Below are 18,997 nucleotides of genomic sequence, written 5' to 3'. Positions count from 1 at the left end.
CCCGCCTGGATCCCCATATGCCGACATCCAAAATGCGACTTTGTTCGTCATCAGATGGAATTCGACCCTATGTAACGCTTTTCAAGGGCAGGAAGTTTCAGGGCCGGGAAAATTTTGCGGGGCGCTCGGGAGAGCGATATTTTGTATCCTTGCGGCAGCGCCATTCGGGCCGTCACAGCACCTTGCCTCAGATTACGCAACGTAAGTTAAAATGGAAAACCGGGAGGTTATCCCGGTTGATCTGATCATAAGCTGTTGTAAGCCGTTGATTGTTAACGCTTGAGGCCGACGAAATCCTCGCGCATGGGGGTGAACACGTCGAGCAGCACACCGGCCTCTACAGCCACAGCGCCATGGATGGCGTCCGGCGGCACGAGAAAGCTGTCGCCCTGCTTAAGGCGCTCAGTACGCCCGGCGACGGTGATGTCGAAGACGCCCTGCTCGACGAGGCTGCACTGAATGTGCGGATGCGAATGCGCAGCGCCGACGGCGCCTGCTTCGAAGGCCACGCGCACCATCATCACCTCGGCATTGTAGGTGAGGATCTTGCGGCGGATGCCTTCGCCCGCGGGCTCCCAAGCGACATCGCTGTCGAAGGCGAAGGGTTGGTTGATGCGGTTCATCGGTTTTCTCCAGAAAGGTTCATCGGGCCAGCCATCCACCATCCACCGGCAGAACGATGCCATGAATATAACGCGCGGCAGGCGATGCCAGGAACACGGCCGCCCCGCCGAGATCGCCCGGATCGCCCCAACGGCCGGCCGGGATGCGCGCGAGAATCTCGCCTCTCCGCTTCGGATCGGCGCGGAGCGCTTCGGTATTGTTGGTCACGAAATAGCCCGGCGCAATGGCATTCACATTGATGCCCTTAGCCGCCCATTCACAGGCGAGAAGACGCGTGAGGCCGGCAAGTCCGCTCTTGCTCGCCGTGTAGGAGGGTATGCGGATGCCGCCCTGGAAGGACAGGAGCGATGCAATGTTGATGATCTTGCCTCCACCCTCGTCGGCGAGCATGGTTTTTGCCACCGCCTGAGACAGGAAGAAGGTCGATTTGAGATTGACGTTCATCACGTCGTCCCAATCCTGCTCCGTGAAATCGATGGCATCGGCGCGGCGGATGATGCCGGCGTTGTTGACGAGGATGTCGATGCGCCCGCCCGCCGATACGGCCTCCGTGACGATGCGCTCGATGGGTTCGAGGTTCGACAGATCGGCCTGGACCGCGTGAAAGCCGGCGCCGGCTTCGCGGCACAGCCGCTCGGTCTCGTCCATGCTCGAGCGGCCGACCCCGACGATGGAGGCTCCCGCTTGAGCCAAGGCGACTGCAATCGCCTGGCCGAGTCCGGTATTGGCCCCGGTCACGACCGCATTCTTGCCTGTCAGATCAAAGGAGAATGGCATCGCCGACCTCTCAGCGCAGAGCGTCCATGGACACCATATCCATATCGGTGAAATCCTGGTTGTCGCCGCCCATGGCCCAGACGAAGGTGTAGTTGCTCGTGCCGACACCGGAATGGATCGACCAGCCGGGAGACAGGATCGCCTGCTCGTTGGCGACGACGAGGTGCTTCGTCTCGTCCGGCTCACCCATGAGGTGGAACACGCGCGTGTCGGGCTGCATGTCGAAATAGACATACACCTCGGAGCGGCGGTCATGCACATGCGCCGGCATGGTATTCCACATGCTGCCGGGCTTGAGCTGCGTCATGCCGAGGACGAGCTGGGCCGAGCGGCACACATCCGGGTGGATCATCTGAAAGATCGTGCGGACATTGCCGTTGGCGGCATCGCCCAGGTCGACCCGGCGGGCGCGTTCGAGCCCGATCTTCACCGTCTCGAAGCGGGCATGGGCCGGGGTACTGACGAGGTAGAATTTCGCCGGGGTTGCTGCGTCGAGACTGTCGAACCACACGTCCTTCGTGCCCATGGCGATATAGAGAGCGTCTCGCGGCCCAAGATTATGGATCTCGCCGTCGGTGTGAACCCGCCCGGCGCCGCCCAGATTGACGATGCCGATTTCCCGGCGATCCAGGAAATTCGGCGAACCGATTTGCTTGTTCGATTCGAGCTTGATCGCACCCATCGTCGGCGTCGCGCCGCCCACCACCAGCCGGTCGATGTGGCTGTAGGTAAGCTTGATCTCTCCAGGAACGAACAAGGTCTCGATCAGGAAGTGGCGGCGCAGATCCGCCGTGCTGAAGTGGCGAACGGCCTCCGGGTGGCATACCTGCCGGATGTCGATGGTCATAGGTGCCTCGTTGAATATGAATGATCAGCGGAAAAGGGCCGGGAGCCAGAGCGACAGGCCGGGAATGTAGGTGACGAGAAGCAGCACCAGGATGCTGGCTCCCAGGAATGGCCAGATGGTCTTCATGGCCTCGCCGATCGTGATCTTGCCGACCGCGCAGCCGACGAAGAGGACCGAGCCCACCGGCGGCGTGTTGAGGCCGATGCCGGCGTTGAGGATCAGGATCACGCCGAAATGCACCGGATCGATGCCGAACGCCTTGATCACCGGCAGGAAGATCGGCGTGCAGATGATGATCATCGGCGCCATGTCCATGAAGGTGCCGAGCACCAGCAGGATGATGTTGATGAGGAGCAGGACGACGATCGGGTTGTCCGATACCGTCTTCATGAGGGCGATGGTCGCCTGCGGCACCTGCAGGAAGGCCATGAGCCACCCGAAGGCGCTTGCCGTGCCGATGACGAGGAGAACCATCGCCGTGGTTCGCACCGCGCCGAGGGTCGCCTCGACGAAGCTCTCCCAATTCATCTCGCGATAGACGAAGAGCGTGACGAGCAGGGCGTAGATGACGGCGATGCAGGAACTTTCGGTCGCCGTGAAGATGCCCGAGCGGACGCCGCCGAAGATGATGAAGATGAGCAGGATACCCGGAACGGCCGAAACGAGGAAGTAGCCGAGCATCCGGAAACCGGGGAATGGATCGGCCGGGTAGCCGCGGCGCACGGCGACCCAATAGGCCGTGATCATCAAGGCCGCCGCCAGCAGAAGCCCTGGAACGATGCCGGCCGTGAACAGGTCCGCGACCGAGATCGTGCCGCCCGCGGCAATCGAATAGATGATCATGTTGTGCGACGGCGGGATGAGGAGCGCGATGATGGCCGCATTCACCGTGACGTTGACGCTGTAATCTTTGGCGTAACCCCGCTTCTCCATCTGCGGGATCATGATGCCGCCGATGGCGGAGGCATCCGCGATCGCGGAGCCCGAGATGCCGCCGAAGAGTGTCGATGCGACGACGTTCACCTGCCCCAGGCCGCCGCGCAGGTGCCCGACGAGGCCGGCGGCAAGACGGATCAACCGGTCGGCGATGCCGCCGCGCATCATCAGGTCTCCGGCATAGATGAAGAACGGGATTGCCATCATGGCGAAGGCGTTCATGCCGGAATTGAGCTGCTGGAACACCACGATCGGCGGCAGCTGCATATAGAGAATCGTGGCGAGCGATGCGATGCCGAGGCAGAACGCGACAGGCGTGCCGATGATGAGCAGGAGCGTGAAGACGCCGAAGAGAACCCAGATCTCCATTGACTTAATCCTTCACGGCAACGAGATGGGGCTCGTCGACGCGCACCATGGGCGCTTCGTCGCCAACCAGGAGCAGGCGAACGAGCTTTTCGAGGGAGAAAAGAGCGATCAGCACACCGCCCACGGCGAGAGGCACGTAGTCGAAGCCCTGCGGGATCGGCAGGCCCGGCATCAGAGCGGACCAGGTTTCGACCGCAAGCGACGTGCCGTACCACGCCATGGCGGCACCGAAGAACATCACGAGCACTTCCGTGACGGCGAGCATGATCTGCCGCAGGCCATGCGGCGCATAATGGAGGGCGATCTCGAAGCCGAGATGATTGCCGTCGCGTACGCCGACGGCGGAGCCGAGCAGAATGAACCAGCTCATGAGCAGCAGCGAGGCCGGCTCTGTCCAGCTCGGCGACTGGTTCAGCACGTAGCGGCCGAACACCTGCCAGGCGACGAAGGCTGTCATGAGAACAAGGCCGATCCCGGCGATCCACAAGGCCGCTCTATTCACGACGGCCAGGATCCGGGACAGCGCGGCAAGTTCGGCGCGCATCGGTAAAGATCTCCAGTATGGAAAAGGCGGACCGGCCGGAGCCGGTCCGGAGCAGCATGCGTCGATGACGCTCAGTTCATCGCCTGGATGCGGGAGACGAGTTCCTTCACCTTCGCGTCCTTGGCGTATTTCTCATAGACCGGCTTCATCGCGTCGATGAAGGGCTGCTTGTCCACGTTGTTGATCTGGTTGCTGTTCGCGCGGATCTTCTTCTCGGCATCCTTCTCGCGCGCTTCCCAGAGCTCGCGCATCTTCGCGACGGATTCCTTTGCCGTCTCGCGCACCGCCTTCTGGTCCTCGGGCGACATCTTGTCGAAGCTCTTCTTCGACATCACCAGCACTTCCGGCGACATGGAATGCTCGGTCAGCGAGTAGAACTTCGCTACCTCGAAATGGCGGAAGGAATCGTAGCTCGGCCAGTTGTTCTCGGCGCCGTCGACCACGCCGGTCTGCAGCGCGGAATAGACCTCGCCCGGAGGCATCGGCGTCGCATTGGCGCCGAGCGCATTCACCATGTCGAGGAAGAGATCCGACTGGATCACGCGCACCCTCATGCCCTTGAGATCCGCCGGCGAATTGATGGAGCGCTTCGAGTTATAGAACGAGCGGGCGCCCGAATCATAGAAGGCGAGCGCGACGAGACCGTGCGGCTCGAATGCCTTCAGGATCTGGTCTCCGACCGGCCCGTCCATGGTCTTGCGCATGTGGTCGACCGACCGGAAGATGAAGGGCAGCGAGGGCACCAGGGTCTCGGGGATCAGGTTGTTGAACGGGCCCATATTGATCCGGTTCAGGTCGATGACGCCGAAGCGGGTCTGCTCGATCGTGTCCTTTTCCTGGCCGAGCTGCGCGGAATGGAAGACTTGGATCTTGTATCGGCCGTTGGTCTTCTTCTCGAGCAGGGAGCCGAAATATTTTACCGCCTCGACGGTCGGGTACCCATCCGGGTGAATATCGGCGGAGCGCAGTGTCGTCTGGGCGCCGGCTGTGCCACTTATAAGGGCCGTCCATAGTCCAACGGCGGCAGCGGCGAGGGTTCTCTTGGTCAACATCGTATCCTCCTTAAGCTTTCCTCTGATGCTCTGTTGTTTCAGGCCCGGTCTTCCGCCGGCTATCCTGCGCCCCGAAAAGCCTTGCAAACCCTCGGGACGAGACCAGATGCCCCTTGTCGCGGCTTAACTGGTCGACTCTTGTATGGTAGTATACACTTATATATGATGCAACCCGTCTTAAGCATGAGATCCGCCGTGAACACGCCCTTCCCCATCGCCCAAGGCTCCGCTGCCCAGCGCATCGAGAACGAGCTGCGCCGCCTGATCATCGCCCTGGAGCTCCCACCCGGAAGCCGGCTCTCCGAGCAGGATATCGCCGAGCGCCATGGAGTTTCGCGCCAGCCCGTCCGCGAGGCGCTGATCGGGCTCGCCCGGACGCGGCTGGTGGAGATCCAGCCCCAGCGCGGCACGACGGTGGTCAAGATTTCGGTGCGCAAGATGATGGAGGCCCGCTTCGTCCGAGAAGCCATCGAGACGGCGGTCGTGCGCCGCGCCTGCTCGTCCTTCGACCAGCAGAGCCGCGAGCGGATCAACGATCTCCTGGAGATGCAGGAACACGCCGCCAAACGGGACGACCATGCAGCCTTCCAGCGCTACGACGAGCTCTTCCATATCGCACTTGCGGAAGGCGCCGGCTGTCCGCTGGCATGGGAGGCGGTTCAGGACATCAAAGCCCACATGGACCGGGTGTGCCAGCTCACCCTCCCCGGCCCCGAGGCGATGCTTCCCCTGATCGATCAGCACCGCGCCATCGTTACGGCCATCGACAGCCGTGACGAGGATGCTGCGGCCGAGGCCATGCGCCGGCACCTGACGGAAATCCTGCGCGCCCTGCCCCGCGTCGAAGCGGAGCACCCGGAGCTGTTCAGCGCGTAAATAGCCGAATCTGCTACGCCGTCAGTGCAAAGGCGGTCGTGGACTTGATGCGCTCCATGGCGAAGCGCGAGGTGACGTTCTTGAGCGGAACGGCGCCTATGAGCCTTTTGTAGAAACCGTCATAAGCAGCCATGTCTGGCACGACGACGCGCAGGATGTAGTCGACATCGCCGGCCATGCGGTAGAACTCCATCACCTCCGGCAGCGTCGCGACGAACTCCGCAAAGCGCTGCGTCCACGCCTCGGTGTGGTCGTAGGCCTCGACCGAAACGAAAGCCGTGAGGCTGAGCCCGATCTTCTCCGGGTCGACGAGCGCGACCCGCCCCTTGATGATTCCCGAGGCCTCGAGGCGCTGGATCCGCTTCCAGCACGGTGTCTGAGACAGGTTTACGCGCTGAGCCAGCTCCGCAATGGAGATGCTCGCATCCTCCTGGAGGAACCTGAGGATCTTCGTGTCGGTCGCATCCATCGCCTGATCCATGTGTTCGTCATGAGGGTTATGTTCTTTTTAAAGAACAAAATCAAGAGCACAACATTACGCATAAGGCCATCTAGCCTCATAAGGATCAGAGATTCCCGCGATCCTGATACCCGGCTGCATGGCCCTTAGCGAGCGAGAGAAGTTTCTTCTACACGTCGCTGTTCTAAAAAAAGAACATTCTAATTGACGCCCTCGGCCGGCCGGGGCACGATCCTGCAAGTCTCCAAGCCGACCTTGAGACAATGCCTCGCCGGAAACTGAATATTCATCGTGAATAGATGCTCCGCGACTTTGAATATGTCCTGGCGAAGTACTCAACGGATAACGCCCTTTTCATGGGCATCGCCCCGCATGGGGAAGAACATTCGCCGCGCAACCTTCAATAACCCGAGGCTTTACCTATGCTGACGACATCCCTGGCCACTTGGCACCGCCGCCTGAAACAGTCCAAGGTCCTCCCCGTGCTCGCCGTTCTTGCCGCATCCACCTGGGCTCTTGCCTCGGGCAATGCGCAGGCAGGCCCGCTGCGGGTCGGTATCAATTCCGGGCTTTCGGCCGATGCGGTTCATCAGGCCGCGAAGGAGGCCAAGGAACAGGGCCTCGACGTGAAGGTGATCGAGTTCACCGACTGGATCACGCCCAATGCGGCGCTTGCCAACAGCGACATCGACGTCAACTACTTCCAGCACATCCCCTTCCTGGAGGATGCGAAGAAGGCGCGCGGGTACAACTTCGTGTCCATCGGCGTCGGCACCATGTCGAAGGTCGGCCTGTATTCGAAGAGATACAAGAACGTCTCCGATCTGCCCAACGGCGCCAAAGTCGCCATCGCCAACGATCCGGTCAACGGCGGCCGCGGCCTCGTGCTTCTCGACCGCATCGGCCTGATCAAGCTCAAGGACGGCCTGGACTACAGGGCGACCGTCGCCGACATCGTGTCGAACCCGAAGAACGTCAAGATCACCGAGCTTGTCGCCCAGCAATTGCCGACGGCTCTCGATGATGTGGACCTGGGACAGGGTTATCCTGCGACCCTCAAGCAATTCAACATCGATCCGAACTCGGCGCTCATCTTCGACGACGTGCAGAAGCGCTTCGCCATTCAATGGGTTGTCCGTGCCGAGGACGCAAAGGATGAGCGGATCAACAAGTTCGTCTCCATCTACCAGAACTCGCCCGAGGTTAAAGCGATCCTCAAGAAGCATTTCGGCGAGATGACCGTCCCCGCCTGGTAGCGGCAGCCAGAACGCATCGAGCCCGCGGACGGAGCGACCGATCCGCGGGCCTTTAGACATTCAATCCGGGTGGGACATGACCAAGAAGATCAACATCTACGCCTTCGACATGAATTGCGTCGGCCACATCAACCATGGCATGTGGACTCACCCGCGCGATCTGTCGTCGTCCTATACGAGCCTCGACTACTGGGTGAACCTCGCCAAGATCGCCGAGCGCGGCAAGCTCGACGGCATCTTCCTCGCCGACATCGTCGGCGTCTACGATGTCTACAAGGGTGGGCCTGAGACGGCCATTGCTGCCGGCGCGCAGGTTCCGGTTAACGACCCGATGCTGCTGGTGCCCGCCATGGCCCATGCCACGAAGCATCTGGGCTTCGGCGTGACCGTCAACACCACCTACGAGCAGCCCTATCTTCACGCCCGTCGCATGTCGACGCTCGATCATCTCACAAACGGCCGCATCGGCTGGAACATCGTCACCGGATATCTCGACAGTGCGGCACGCGGCATGGGCCTGCCGGAGCAGCTCGATCACGATCACCGCTACGACGTCGCGGACGATTACCTCGACGTGCTCTACAAGCTCTGGGAAGGCAGCTGGGACGACGATGCCGTCATTGCCGACCGCGCGAAGGGAATCTATGCGCAGCCGGACAAGGTGCGCGCCATCAAGCATGACGGCCCGTACTACCAGATCGACGCCATCCACCTGAGCGAGCCTTCGCCGCAGCGCACGCCGGTTTTGTATCAGGCAGGCTCATCGACGCGCGGCCGGGAATTTGCCTCGAAGCATGCCGAATGCGTGTTCACCGGCGGCCCGAACCCGACCATTGCCCGCGACATCATCGCGGATATCCGCGCGGGCGCCGCGAGCCAGGGCCGCGATCCTCAAGACGTGAAGGTCTTCGTCGGCATGAGCCTCGTCGTCGGTCGCACGGAGAAGGAGGCGCGCGACAAGCTCGAGGATTATCGCCGCCATGCCAGCGTCGAAGGGGCACTCGCGCATTTCTCGAGCTCGTCCGGTGTCGATTTCTCGAAATACGATCTCGACGAGCCGATCCAGTACGAGAAGAACAACGCCAACAATTCCACACTGGAAGCGATCACGAAGCGCAGTGCCGGCACGGTCTGGACGGTGCGCAAGCTGATCGACCAGATGATCCTCGGCAGCCGCCAGAAGCCGTTCGTCGGCACACCGGAGCAGATCGCCGACCACATCGCCTCATGGGTCGAAGAGGCCGACATCGACGGCATCAACCTGCCGCGGACGGTCGCGCCGGAGAGCCTTGCCGACTTCGTCGATCTGGTGGTTCCTGTGCTGCAGGAACGCGGCCTGTTCAAGGCGGATTACGCAAAAGGCACCTTACGCGAGAAGCTGTTCGGCGAGGGAAGAAGACATCTCCCGGCCGAGCATTGGGGCGCCCGCTTCAGGCACGGAGCAACGCAATTTGCGCCTGCCAAAGAACTTGCTTGAACCCTCTTTCGAACGGAACCAACGATGTCCGCAGCCCCCCATCTCTTTGCCCAGGATCCCGGCATCGGCAATGCCGTGCAGCCGTTAGGATCAGAGCCGCCTACCTACCAGGAACTGGCTGCCCGCTTCCGGCCGATCTTCGCAAGGATCGCCGAGGGTGCGGTTGCCCGCGAGCAGTCGCGGACGCTTGCCTTCGAAGCTGTCGCCTGGCTGCGCGAAGCGGGCTTTGGCGCGTTGCGCGTCCCGCAGGCTTATGGCGGTCTCGGCGCCACGCTGCCGCAGACATTCCGCCTTCTCATCGAGCTGGGTGAAGCGGACTCGAACCTGCCGCAGATCGTTCGTGCCCATTTCGCCTTCGTCGAGGAGCGCCTCAACAGCAAGGATGAGGCCGACCGGAAACGTTGGTTCTCCCTGATCGTGGAAGGTGCTCTCTTCGGTGCGGCCATGGCCGAGAAGACGGAAGGAACGGAAACGACCGTCACGCTCACCAGGGACGGCGCGCGCTGGATCCTCGACGGCTACAAATATTACAGCACCGGCACGATCTACTCGACCTGGATCGTCGCCGTAGCACTCGAGGGCACGGACTACGTGTCCCTCGCCGTTCCAGCGACCGCCAAGGGCGTCGCGATCGAGGACGATTGGGACGGGTTCGGCCAGCGTCTCACCGGCAGCGGCACGACGCGCTTCCATCAGGTCGCGATCGACGAGGAGCAGATCCTGCGCCGTGTCTCCGTCGAGCAGCCGCCCAAGACCTCCTACATCATCGCCTATTACCAGCTGTTCCATCTCGCGGCGCTTGCCGGCATCGCGCGGGCCGTGCTGCGGGATGCCATCGACTTCACCCGCGCCAAGACCCGGACATTCGCCGTTCCGGGCAAATCCAGCCCGCGTCACGATCCTCTCGTCCAGAGCGTGATCGGGCGGCTCGCGAGTCTCTCGTTCACGGCGGACACCCTGGTCGACGGCGTCGCCGATGCCATCGATGAATCCTATCAGGCCGCGCTCAAGGGTGCAGATGCGACGGAGCTTTACACCGCCGCCAACGTCAAGGCGTATCAGGCGCAGCAGATCGTCATCGAGCAGGTGCTGGAGGCGACGACGCAGCTCTTCGAGATCGGCGGTGCCTCGGCCACCAGCGAGGCACGCCGGTTCGATCGCTACTGGCGCAATGCCCGAACGCTCGCCTCGCACAACCCGCTGATCCACCGCGAGCGCGCCATCGGCGATTACTGGCTGAACGGCACGCCGCCTTTCGGCGTCCTGCAGGCCGTGATCCAGAGCGAGGCGCAGGCGAAGAACGCGGCCGAAGCGCCGGCACGGACTTCATAACCAAAGACGGGACGACCTCACATGCCCACAAACTTCCTCCCGATGTTCTGGGATGCATTCCTAGAGAGCCTGATCATGGTCGGCGCAGCGGGCCTGTTCGCGTTCGCCGCCGGGATTCCCCTGGCTGTCATTCTCGTCACCACCAGCGTCGGCGGCATCTATGAAATGCCGCGTCTCAACCGGGTGCTCGGCAGCATCGTCAACGGCTTCCGCTCGACGCCCTTCATCATCCTCCTGGTGGCCCTCATCCCCTTCACGCGCCTGATCGTGGGCACGTCGATCGGACTCTGGGCCGCGGTCGTGCCGTTGAGCATCGCGGCAACACCCTTCTTCGCCCGCATCGCCGAAGTCAGCCTGCGCGAGGTCGACCATGGTCTCATCGAAGCGGCGCAGGCCATGGGCGCGAGCCGCTGGCAGATCATCGTCCATGTGCTGCTGCCGGAATCTCTTCCCGGCATCATCCGCGGCTTCACCATCACCGTGGTGTCGATGATCGGGTCGTCGGCCATGGCCGGCGCCGTTGGTGCGGGCGGGCTCGGCGATCTCGCCATGCGCTATGGCTACCAGCGTTTCGACACGAGTGTCATGGTCAGCGTGATCGCCGTCCTGATCGTCATCGTGACGGTCGTGCAGTCGACGGGTGACTTCATCGCCAGCCGCTTCGACCGGCGCTGACGGCAAATCCACCAAAGAGCAAAATTTACAAAGAGGGGCATCCTATGGGACGCCCCTCTTTCGCGTCTCAATACTCCAATTCGAATCCGAGCCCGACCGAGGTGCCGCCTTCCGCGTTCACCTCGCCCTGCGCCTTCAGGCGGCGAGTGAGATCGACGTCGACGGTCACGCCGCTATCCTGGGGCAGCGCTCCGGCCTTCACGCCCACGCGCACGTTGTCGCTGATATAGCGCGAGACGCCGACCTCCGGCCCGCCGCCGGCGCCGACAGTGATATCGAGGCTGTCGACGCCGAGCGACTTGCGCAGGCGGTCGAATGCATCGTTCCCCGATCCGCCGGAGAGCTGCGCGACGGCTTGTGCCAGTTGCAGGGCCTGGCCGGCGGACAATCCGCCGGAAGGCCGCTGGAACAGGATGCGCGAGAGCACCTCGTCCTGCGGCAGATCGGGCTCGGAGCTGAAGGTGAATTCAGGCCGCGAAGCCGGGCCTGTCACGCCGATCCGGGCGGTGACGTCCCCGGCCTGGGTCTCGGCCAGGAAATCGAGCGACGGCGTGAGATCGCCGGTGAAGTCCAGCCGGCCGCGCACGAAATCGAGGCGCTTGCCGAGGATGTCGAAGCGACCGCGCCGGAGTTCGAAGGCGCCGATGGCAATCGGATCCTGGCTCGTTCCCTGCAGCCGCAGGTCGCCGCCGAGTTCCGCGTTGATACCGCGGCCGCGCACGAAGATGCGGTTCTGCGCGCTCACCGTCAGATCGAGATCGGCGCGGAAGGGCGGTCCCTGAGTCGCCCCCGATTGCTGGCGCCGTGCCAGCGCAAGCCGCGCGGCGGCAGTCGGCGTCGGATTGACATGCCTGGTTCCCGGCAGCGGGCGCAGCGTCGTCGGCAGCCGGTCGGGGACGGAGACGCTCATCGTGATGATGTTGACGTTGCCCGAGGCGCGCGGCCGCGTCAGAAGCGGACCGGAGATCGTCAGGTTCAGATCGGCGCTCGCCTCGACGGTCTCGTTGGAGACGAGCTGGGCGCGGTTGCCGGTGATGCGGATATCGCCGGGCAGGCCGGCGGCTGGATCGAGGGTCACCTGGCCACTCGCCGAAAGCGATCCGCCATTCGGCGTCTGTGCGGTGAGGCTCTCTATGGCGAGAACCTGCCCGCGCGCCGCAAGCCGGGCCGCGATACCGTTCAGCTGGATGCCCTGCAGCGTATCGACGAAGCTGCCATTGGCAACCGTCACCGTGCCCTGGACGCGAGGGCTGGTGAAGGTGCCTGCAATCGACAGATCGAGATTGGCAGCTCCTGTCACTCGTCTTCCAGATACCGAAAGCAGGTTATTGGCAATGGCGAGATCGGTGCGTCCCGAAATCCTGAGCGCCAGTTCCTCGGTCGGATCGATCGGAACGCTGCCGGAGATCTGAAGCGTTCCGGCTCGCCCGAGCGCCACTCGCGCATCGATTCCGGCACGGCGGTCGGCCAGCCGCCCCTGCGCGTCGATGTTGATCGGCGGCAAGCCCGATTGCCGCGTCTGCGCCGTGGCGAGGCCCGTGACGGCAAGGCGATAGGTTCCGCTCGGGTTCGCCGTAGTGCCTCCCACCGACGCATTGCCGTTGACCGTGCCGGCGAGGCCGGGATTGGGAACCACGATCTCCGCGACCTGAAGCGGCAGGTTGCGGATGTCGACGGACAGATCGAGCCTGTCGCCGATGGTGCCTGAGACGGCGACCCGGCCCTGATCGGCCGCGATCACCACATTCGACAAGGTCACCGTGCCGCTCTGCAAGGCGATGGATGCGGGCTGGGCAAGCGACAGCCGCCGCCCACCACGGCGCGCCGTGAAGCTGGCAAGCTCGATCCGTGTCGCATCGCCGGGAACGAGGCGTCCCTGTGCATCGAGATCGAAGCCCTGGCCCACGGCCGACGCCGTGAACCGCGATGCCTCGGGCGTCCCTTGGGCGGCGAAGCGGATGTTGCGATAGGTCTGTCCGCCGGCCGTCACGGCCTCGGCGGAAACGAGGCCGTCGACCATCGGGCGGCGATAAAGGTCCTGCAGCGTGAGCCGCGTCTCGAAGTTCCTGATCGCGACGTCCGCCGCCCCGAAACTGGCACCTCTCGCGGTAATCTGAGCATTCTGGCCGCCATTCACCGCACTGAGCGACACGTTCGCGTCGAGCGCTCCCTCGAGCTTCGTCAGCACCAGGGGACTGAGATCGTCGAAATTGCTGCCGGACAACGAGATCTCGCCCTGTGCCAGCTGATCGGCGCCGAGACGGAGATTGCCGTTGAGCGCCACGGAGCCGATATCGACATCGAGACGATCGAGGAGCCAGCCTCCATCCGATGGCCTTGCGAGATGGGCCGAACCTGTCGCCGGCTTGCCGCCGACCTGTCCGTCGAGGGTCAGAGCCGCATCGAGCGCGCCGGTCACATCCTTGGCATCGAGATTGACGGTGAGGCGCGGGATGAACCGGCCCATGGCTCGCACATCAGTGAGAGTCGCAGCGCCCGCGACGTCCGGTCGCTCGAGGGATCCCGACAAACGGGCAGCGATGCCCGCCCGGCCGGCGGTGATGCGCGGATCGACCTGCCTCAGCTCGTCGATGGTGACGTCGAGACCGAGATCCGCGGCCGATTGCGTCGCGCGGCCGTCGATGCGGGCGTCGAGATGGGCGCCGTCGACCCGCAGGTTCTCGAACCCGAATCCGTTGGGAATGCGGCGCATCGTGCCCGTGGCCGTAACGGTGCGGCCCAGAAGGCCGTCGACCGCCGGCATTCCGGTCGAGAGGTTCCGCAGGCTGGCATCGATGACGGCCGCCATGTCGTAGCGCCGGGGATTGCCCGACAGGCGCGCCGACACGTTCGCCGAACCCCGCAGCGCGCGGCCTGCCAGTCCGGAAAAGGACGACAGCTCCGGAATGCTCGCCTGAAGCGTACCGTCTAGAACGGTACCTCCGACACGCCCCGTGAGGCCCGCCTGCGCGGTGGAGGTTTCGATGCGGGCCATCTCGACGGTGGCGATGCCCTCGAGATCGAAAGAGCCGCGTGATGTCACCGCCAGCGTCGTGCCGAGCGCCCGGGCGAGAGCCGGGTCGGCGGGCTTGATTCCGCTGGCATTGGCGTCGATCTCGAAGGAGAAGCGGTCGGGAGGCGTTGCACCTGCTACTGGGTTCATGGCCACGCGGGCCGTCAGCGCATCGAGCGAACCCTGAGGCAGCCTGACCTCCGCAGCATCGAGCGATCCGTTGACGCGTGGCGCAGTCAGCGGCCCCTGGACCGTCCCGTCGAAGTTGAGCCGGGCGATCTCCGCCTGCCCTGCCCGTGTCTTCGTCCCGTCAGTGGGCAGCGCCCGGGCGTTGAGCCTCAGGTCGAGGACCTGGCCGGAGCTGACGGTTCCCGTCATGTCGAAGCTTGCAACATTCGAAGTGATGCGAACCGGCTGGAAGCGCAGGCTGCTGTCGTCACCGACGGTCACGTTGCCGACGAGCTGGGTCGTGCCGCTGAAGATCGGCGCGGCAGCAGCTGGCAGCAGCCCTTCGATGCGGGAGGCGAGATCCACGTTCACGTCGTAGGCCGACGTCGCCCGCCTGACGGTGGCCGTGCCTGCAGCGCCGATGGTCGGGCCAGCCGAGAAATCGAGCCGCGCCGCGAAATTGCTCATCGGGCCTTGGCCGGACAGCTTGAGATCGACCGGCGGCAGGCCGGGCAAATCCATCAGCCGGGCGGCGATGCCGCCGGCGGGCTCCTGGTGCGTCAGGTCGAGGGACAGCCGGTTCGTCTGCGGCACGTAGTCGAGATTGATGGTCAGTGCGCCGGGGGCGTCGAGGCGCCGCGCCGAGAACTTCAGATTAAGCCCTTCCGACGGGTTGCCGAGCTGGGCCGACCCTTGCGCCGACAGCCGGGCCGCGGTGCCGAGGATCGGCTCGCCGAGGGCGAGCTCCTGCAGCGCGAACCGGTCGATGACCACCCTCACCGGCAGTTCGGGCAGGATCGGCTCGTCGGAGACGGGCGCCGCCTCGTCGGCCGGCAGCGGGCGGCGCAGGATCTGGAGGCGGTCGACCGTGAGCTCGTCCACCTGGAGGCGGCCGCGCAACAGCGCGGTGCGGCTCCAGACCAGGCGGGCGCGGTCGAGATTGAGCCAAACGCCGTCCTTGTCGGCGATGCGGATGTCACGGATCACCGCATTCGAGGACAGCGCGCCCTCGATGCTGCCGATGGTGACCTGCGTGGTCGGCGTGGAGAGCAGGCGCGAGATCAGGCTTGCCAGGATGCCCTGGTCGCTCTGCGCCTGGCTCGGACGGCTGGTCATCAGCCAGAAGGCGACGAGTGCGGCCGCAGCAACCAGGAACAGGAGGGCGAGGGAGCGGATTGGCTTGATCATCAGAAGGCCTGCCCGATTCCGACATAAATGGCGTAAGAGGGGTCGCCCGGTCCCGGATTGAGGGGAGCGGCGACGTCCAGGCGAATGGGGCCGATGGCCGTATAATAGCGCAGGCCGAGACCTGCGGAGAAGCGGACGCTCTCGTCGAAATCCGGAAAGCTCGACTCGAAGGCGGTGCCGGCGTCGACGAAGGGCACGATGCCGATGGTGTTGGTGATCTTGATGCGCGCCTCGACGGAGGCTTCCAGCAGGCTCCGGCCACCGATTGGCTGGCCGAGGAAGGTCGGACTGAGGCTCCGATAGCGATAGCCGCGCACCGAACCGCCGCCGCCGGCATAGAAGCGCCGGTTGGCCGGGATCTCGTCGAGATCCGCGCCGACGATGGAACCCAGCCCGATGCGGCCGGCAAGGATGTAGCGCGCCTCTTCGTCGAGGGAGAAATAGGTGGAAGCGGTGCCCTTGGCGACCGTCATCGGAACCGAGGAGCCGAGGAACTCCGGATAGGGTGCGACCGAGGCGATCACCCGGAAACCCTTCGTCGGGTTGAGGAGGTCGTCGGTGGAATCGTAAGTGAGGGAGACGGGCAGTCCCACCAGCGTGTAGTCGATCTGCCCCAGGATGTCCGTCGCCTGCCCGCGTTCGTACTCGATGGCGCCCTGGACCGAGAAGGTCTGGCTGAAACGGTGACGGATGCCGGCGGTCACGTTCACGAGGCGGCTGGTATAGCCCTCCGTCCGATCACGCTCGACGAGACCGTCGATCAGCAGGTCGTTCCGGGTTCCCCAGAGAGCCGGCTTCAGGAAACTCGCACGGAACCGCCCGCCGAGATTGTCCCAGTTCCAGCCCTGGTCCCGGTCAGGCTGACCGCCATCCTCGGTGAGATAGAAGACGCTGGCATCGAGACGCAACCGCTCGGCGCCGCCGAACAGGTTCCGGTGCGCCCAATAGGCCCGCAAGGCAGGCCCGTCCGTCGTGGAATACTGTGCAGATGCGCCGATGACGCGGAGAGGCCGCTCGGTGAGTTCCACGAAGAGTGGGAGGTTGCCGTAGGCGTCCAGCACCTCGGCCTCGCGGATGCGCACCGACCCCAGCGCTTCGATCTGGGAGATCGACTTGCGCATGTTGGCCAGAGCCGCGGGCGAGTAAGGGTCGCCCGGCTCGGTGTAGATGAAGGAACGCACGACGGCCGGATCGACGCCTTCCGCCCCCTGGATCGTGATCGGCCCGATGCCGGCCCGAGGGCCCGGATTGACGCCGAGCCCGACGTCCATGACCTGAGCCTGGTGAAAGACGACGGGGTCCTGCCGCTGAATCTTTGCGAACGGCCGCGACTGTGCGCGGAAATAGTCTACGATCCGCGCTTCGGCGGCGAGGATGTCGGCGGAGCGGGCCGGGTCTCCTGGCTTGATCTGCACGACCCGCGGCGGGAGTTCGGCCGGCGTAAATGCGAGGCGCGTCCGCGTATCGAAGACATTCACGTCTCTGAGGGCGAATTGCGGCCCCGGATCCGCGACGATCTGGATGGGCACGAGGGCCCGCGACCGATAGCCGGCCGCGGCCCGCACCGCCGCCTCCGTGCGCGGCGCCTGCAGGGCCATCGGCACGCCGGCCACGTTGATCGTCACGCGAGCATTGTAGAACCCGGCTCCCCAGAGCGCATCGATCACGCGCGGCAGATCGGCCTGGGCGCGACTGACGAGGGCGGCGGAGTCGGGAGGCGGATCAGAGAGCAGGCTCTGGAGCGTCGACGCATCTTTGATGGGCTGCTCCAGATTATCCTTGTCACCGGAAATGACGATGTCGAGGGAATACGGCAGTGCGTTTGCGCTCGGAGCCGGCGGCTCATCGCTGCTGCCGCGGAACCAGCCGAAGAGATCGAACGCGAAGGCGGGCGCGAGCGGCAGCCCGCTGAACAGAACGCCCACTAGAAACAGAGACAATATCCGTCGGTTGGTGCTCAGCCACGACAATGAGGCACGATCTCCCTGTAGAAGCGGACCGATGGAACATGGTCTCGAAATCCCGGCACGCAGCATCTGCAAGCGCTGACCAGGACAGTCCGGTGTTATTGGGTGGCGTACCTAACCATAGTTTCCGCAGCGGAAAAACCCTAGCTTCCCGATTTTTGCTCGATTTGATGAACGCGCATGTGGGGCAGAAAAGGAAGATAAGCTCATTCGCTGAAAAACAAGCCTGGACCTGGCGTTGATTGAACGGGAATAGGTTCCAAATTCCAGACAATGTTCTCTCACCGCGTGGAGATAGGAATTTACAATTTGTGCCATTTGGGCAACGCGAGAGCACTACGCTCGGAACGCCGAATAGACCGCTTCCGCCGCTCCGGCCGATGGCCAAGGCTCATTGACCGGACGTGCGCCCGGGTGTAGTTTCACAGTTGGCTGCTGGCTTAATCGAAGTTGCCCGCATGTATAGGGTAGCCAGTTGCGAGAATATACCGCCTGAGCATTTGTTTTGATCGAATCCGACCTTAGAGTTTTTCAATCAAAACATGTAATGGCGTGAAATAGAGTTATCGCCTTCTGCATATCCGAGGCCTCGAAACGGCAAGGATGGGTAAGAAATGGCTGTAGCGCTCATATTGGTTTTGGTTGCCCTCGGCTCGGTCATTTTCCACCTCGTCAGTCCCTGGTGGTGGACCCCGATCGCGTCGAATTGGCAATATATCGACAACACGATCATCATCACGTTCTGGATCACGGGCGCCGTCTTCGTAGCCGTCGTTCTCTTCATGGCCTATTGCGTCTATCGGTTCCGCCATCAGGCGGGACAGCAGGCGCATTACGAGCCGGAGAACAAGAGGCTCGAATGGTGGCTGACGATCGTCACGGGCGTGGGCGTCGCGGCCATGCTGACGCCGGGCCTCTTCGTATGGCGCGAGTTCATCACCGTCCCTGACGACGCCACCGATATCGAGATCTTCGGGCAGCAATGGCAATGGAGCTTCCGCCTGCCCGGCCCGGACGGTAAGCTCGCCACGTCGGACGCGCGCCTCATCAGCCCCGACAATCCGCTCGGCATCAACAAGGACGATCCGAAATCGAAGGACGATGTGGTGATCGAAGGCGGCGAGCTGCACCTGCCGATCGGCAAGCCGGTCAAGGCGCTGCTCCGCTCAGCTGACGTCCTTCACGATTTCTATGTGCCGGAATTGCGGGCCAAGATGGATATGGTGCCGGGCCAGGTTTCCTATATCTGGTTCACGCCGACGCGAACGGGAACCTTCGACGTTCTCTGCGCCGAACTCTGCGGGGTCGGTCATCCGCAGATGCGTGGCAAGCTCGTGATTCAGGAGCAGAAAGATTATCAGGCATGGCTGGAGAGGCAGACGTCGCAGGGCTTCGCCCGCCTCGCGCCCTCGCCGGTGGAGTAGCGTCCGCGCCTG

15 protein-coding genes are annotated in these 18,997 nt (G+C 63.6%); 6 read left to right on the top strand and 9 right to left on the bottom strand.

The window, feature by feature from the left end; all coding sequences use genetic code 11:
• Window positions 1-272: 272 nt before the first annotated feature.
• The 6 genes from JKL46_RS04035 to JKL46_RS04010 form a co-directional block, all read right to left on the bottom strand.
• Window positions 273-623 (bottom strand): cupin domain-containing protein, encoded by a 351-nt coding sequence (locus tag JKL46_RS04035; RefSeq protein WP_201830130.1) that lies wholly within the window; start codon window positions 621-623, stop codon window positions 273-275.
• A 19-nt stretch (window positions 624-642) separates the two neighbouring features.
• Window positions 643-1,401, bottom strand: a complete 759-nt coding sequence (gene kduD / locus JKL46_RS04030) for a 2-dehydro-3-deoxy-D-gluconate 5-dehydrogenase KduD (protein WP_201830129.1) — start codon at window positions 1,399-1,401, stop codon at window positions 643-645.
• A 10-nt stretch (window positions 1,402-1,411) separates the two neighbouring features.
• Window positions 1,412-2,248: a 5-dehydro-4-deoxy-D-glucuronate isomerase gene (kduI, locus tag JKL46_RS04025; RefSeq protein ID WP_201830128.1), complete on the bottom strand. Its 837-nt coding sequence runs from the start codon at window positions 2,246-2,248 to the stop codon at window positions 1,412-1,414.
• Between the two features lie 24 nt (window positions 2,249-2,272).
• The gene (locus tag JKL46_RS04020; RefSeq protein WP_201830127.1) at window positions 2,273-3,553 is read right to left on the bottom strand and encodes a TRAP transporter large permease; all 1,281 of its coding nucleotides are present in this window, start codon (window positions 3,551-3,553) and stop codon (window positions 2,273-2,275) included.
• Between the two features lie 4 nt (window positions 3,554-3,557).
• On the bottom strand, window positions 3,558-4,097 hold the full coding sequence (locus tag JKL46_RS04015) for a TRAP transporter small permease (RefSeq protein WP_201830126.1): 540 nt from the start codon (window positions 4,095-4,097) through the stop codon (window positions 3,558-3,560).
• A 71-nt stretch (window positions 4,098-4,168) separates the two neighbouring features.
• The gene (locus tag JKL46_RS04010) at window positions 4,169-5,149 is read right to left on the bottom strand and encodes a TRAP transporter substrate-binding protein (protein WP_201830125.1); all 981 of its coding nucleotides are present in this window, start codon (window positions 5,147-5,149) and stop codon (window positions 4,169-4,171) included.
• Between the two features lie 195 nt (window positions 5,150-5,344).
• Between JKL46_RS04010 and JKL46_RS04005 the strand changes: the two genes are divergently transcribed.
• Window positions 5,345-6,025 (top strand): GntR family transcriptional regulator, encoded by a 681-nt coding sequence (locus JKL46_RS04005; RefSeq protein ID WP_343074007.1) that lies wholly within the window; start codon window positions 5,345-5,347, stop codon window positions 6,023-6,025.
• Window positions 6,026-6,038: 13 nt separating this feature from the next.
• On the opposite strand, the gene JKL46_RS04000 is transcribed toward JKL46_RS04005, so the two are convergent.
• The gene (locus tag JKL46_RS04000; RefSeq protein WP_201830253.1) at window positions 6,039-6,494 is read right to left on the bottom strand and encodes an Lrp/AsnC family transcriptional regulator; all 456 of its coding nucleotides are present in this window, start codon (window positions 6,492-6,494) and stop codon (window positions 6,039-6,041) included.
• A gap of 413 nt (window positions 6,495-6,907) precedes the next feature.
• Between JKL46_RS04000 and JKL46_RS03995 the strand changes: the two genes are divergently transcribed.
• The 4 genes from JKL46_RS03995 to JKL46_RS03980 all read left to right on the top strand — a co-directional run bounded on the left by JKL46_RS03995 (window position 6,908) and on the right by JKL46_RS03980 (window position 11,225).
• The gene (locus tag JKL46_RS03995) at window positions 6,908-7,741 is read left to right on the top strand and encodes a MetQ/NlpA family ABC transporter substrate-binding protein (RefSeq protein WP_201830123.1); all 834 of its coding nucleotides are present in this window, start codon (window positions 6,908-6,910) and stop codon (window positions 7,739-7,741) included.
• 76 nt (window positions 7,742-7,817) lie between these two features.
• Complete coding sequence (locus JKL46_RS03990) at window positions 7,818-9,218, top strand: LLM class flavin-dependent oxidoreductase (protein ID WP_201830122.1); 1,401 nt, start codon at window positions 7,818-7,820, stop codon at window positions 9,216-9,218.
• A 24-nt stretch (window positions 9,219-9,242) separates the two neighbouring features.
• Window positions 9,243-10,550, top strand: a complete 1,308-nt coding sequence (locus tag JKL46_RS03985; protein WP_201830121.1) for an acyl-CoA dehydrogenase family protein — start codon at window positions 9,243-9,245, stop codon at window positions 10,548-10,550.
• A 21-nt stretch (window positions 10,551-10,571) separates the two neighbouring features.
• Window positions 10,572-11,225 carry a methionine ABC transporter permease gene (locus JKL46_RS03980; protein WP_201830120.1) on the top strand — a complete coding sequence of 218 codons (654 nt, stop codon included), beginning with the start codon at window positions 10,572-10,574 and terminating at the stop codon, window positions 11,223-11,225.
• Between the two features lie 67 nt (window positions 11,226-11,292).
• Here the strand turns inward: JKL46_RS03980 and JKL46_RS03975 are convergent, their stop codons facing one another.
• Window positions 11,293-15,594, bottom strand: coding sequence for a translocation/assembly module TamB domain-containing protein (locus JKL46_RS03975; RefSeq protein ID WP_246529130.1), 4,302 nt, complete (start codon window positions 15,592-15,594; stop codon window positions 11,293-11,295).
• A complete protein-coding gene (locus JKL46_RS03970) occupies window positions 15,594-17,534 on the bottom strand; it encodes an autotransporter assembly complex protein TamA (protein WP_246529129.1) in 1,941 nt (646 codons plus the stop codon). Before JKL46_RS03970 ends, JKL46_RS03975 begins: the two co-directional genes overlap by 1 nt.
• A gap of 641 nt (window positions 17,535-18,175) precedes the next feature.
• Between JKL46_RS03970 and JKL46_RS03965 the strand changes: the two genes are divergently transcribed.
• Window positions 18,176-18,985 (top strand): cytochrome c oxidase subunit II, encoded by an 810-nt coding sequence (locus JKL46_RS03965; protein ID WP_201830118.1) that lies wholly within the window; start codon window positions 18,176-18,178, stop codon window positions 18,983-18,985.
• Window positions 18,986-18,997: the final 12 nt, after the last annotated feature.

It is taken from the genome of Microvirga zambiensis WSM3693 (genome assembly GCF_016735695.1).
Lineage (GTDB): Bacteria > Pseudomonadota > Alphaproteobacteria > Rhizobiales > Beijerinckiaceae > Microvirga > Microvirga zambiensis.
This window is presented reverse-complemented; position numbering and strand designations above follow the sequence as displayed.

Excerpts from the sequence above, each read along its gene's own strand:
- JKL46_RS04035 (WP_201830130.1), bottom strand. The coding sequence starts at position 623 with ATGAACCGCATCAACCAACCCTTCGCCTTCGACAGCGATGTCGCTTGG.
- kduD (WP_201830129.1), bottom strand. The coding sequence starts at position 1,401 with ATGCCATTCTCCTTTGATCTGACAGGCAAGAATGCGGTCGTGACCGGG.
- kduI (WP_201830128.1), bottom strand. The coding sequence starts at position 2,248 with ATGACCATCGACATCCGGCAGGTATGCCACCCGGAGGCCGTTCGCCAC.
- JKL46_RS04020 (WP_201830127.1), bottom strand. The coding sequence starts at position 3,553 with ATGGAGATCTGGGTTCTCTTCGGCGTCTTCACGCTCCTGCTCATCATC.
- JKL46_RS04015 (WP_201830126.1), bottom strand. The coding sequence starts at position 4,097 with ATGCGCGCCGAACTTGCCGCGCTGTCCCGGATCCTGGCCGTCGTGAAT.
- JKL46_RS04010 (WP_201830125.1), bottom strand. The coding sequence starts at position 5,149 with ATGTTGACCAAGAGAACCCTCGCCGCTGCCGCCGTTGGACTATGGACG.
- JKL46_RS04000 (WP_201830253.1), bottom strand. The coding sequence starts at position 6,494 with ATGGATGCGACCGACACGAAGATCCTCAGGTTCCTCCAGGAGGATGCG.
- JKL46_RS03995 (WP_201830123.1), top strand. The coding sequence starts at position 6,908 with ATGCTGACGACATCCCTGGCCACTTGGCACCGCCGCCTGAAACAGTCC.
- JKL46_RS03990 (WP_201830122.1), top strand. The coding sequence starts at position 7,818 with ATGACCAAGAAGATCAACATCTACGCCTTCGACATGAATTGCGTCGGC.
- JKL46_RS03985 (WP_201830121.1), top strand. The coding sequence starts at position 9,243 with ATGTCCGCAGCCCCCCATCTCTTTGCCCAGGATCCCGGCATCGGCAAT.
- JKL46_RS03980 (WP_201830120.1), top strand. The coding sequence starts at position 10,572 with ATGCCCACAAACTTCCTCCCGATGTTCTGGGATGCATTCCTAGAGAGC.
- JKL46_RS03975 (WP_246529130.1), bottom strand. The coding sequence starts at position 15,594 with ATGATCAAGCCAATCCGCTCCCTCGCCCTCCTGTTCCTGGTTGCTGCG.
- JKL46_RS03965 (WP_201830118.1), top strand. The coding sequence starts at position 18,176 with ATGGCTGTAGCGCTCATATTGGTTTTGGTTGCCCTCGGCTCGGTCATT.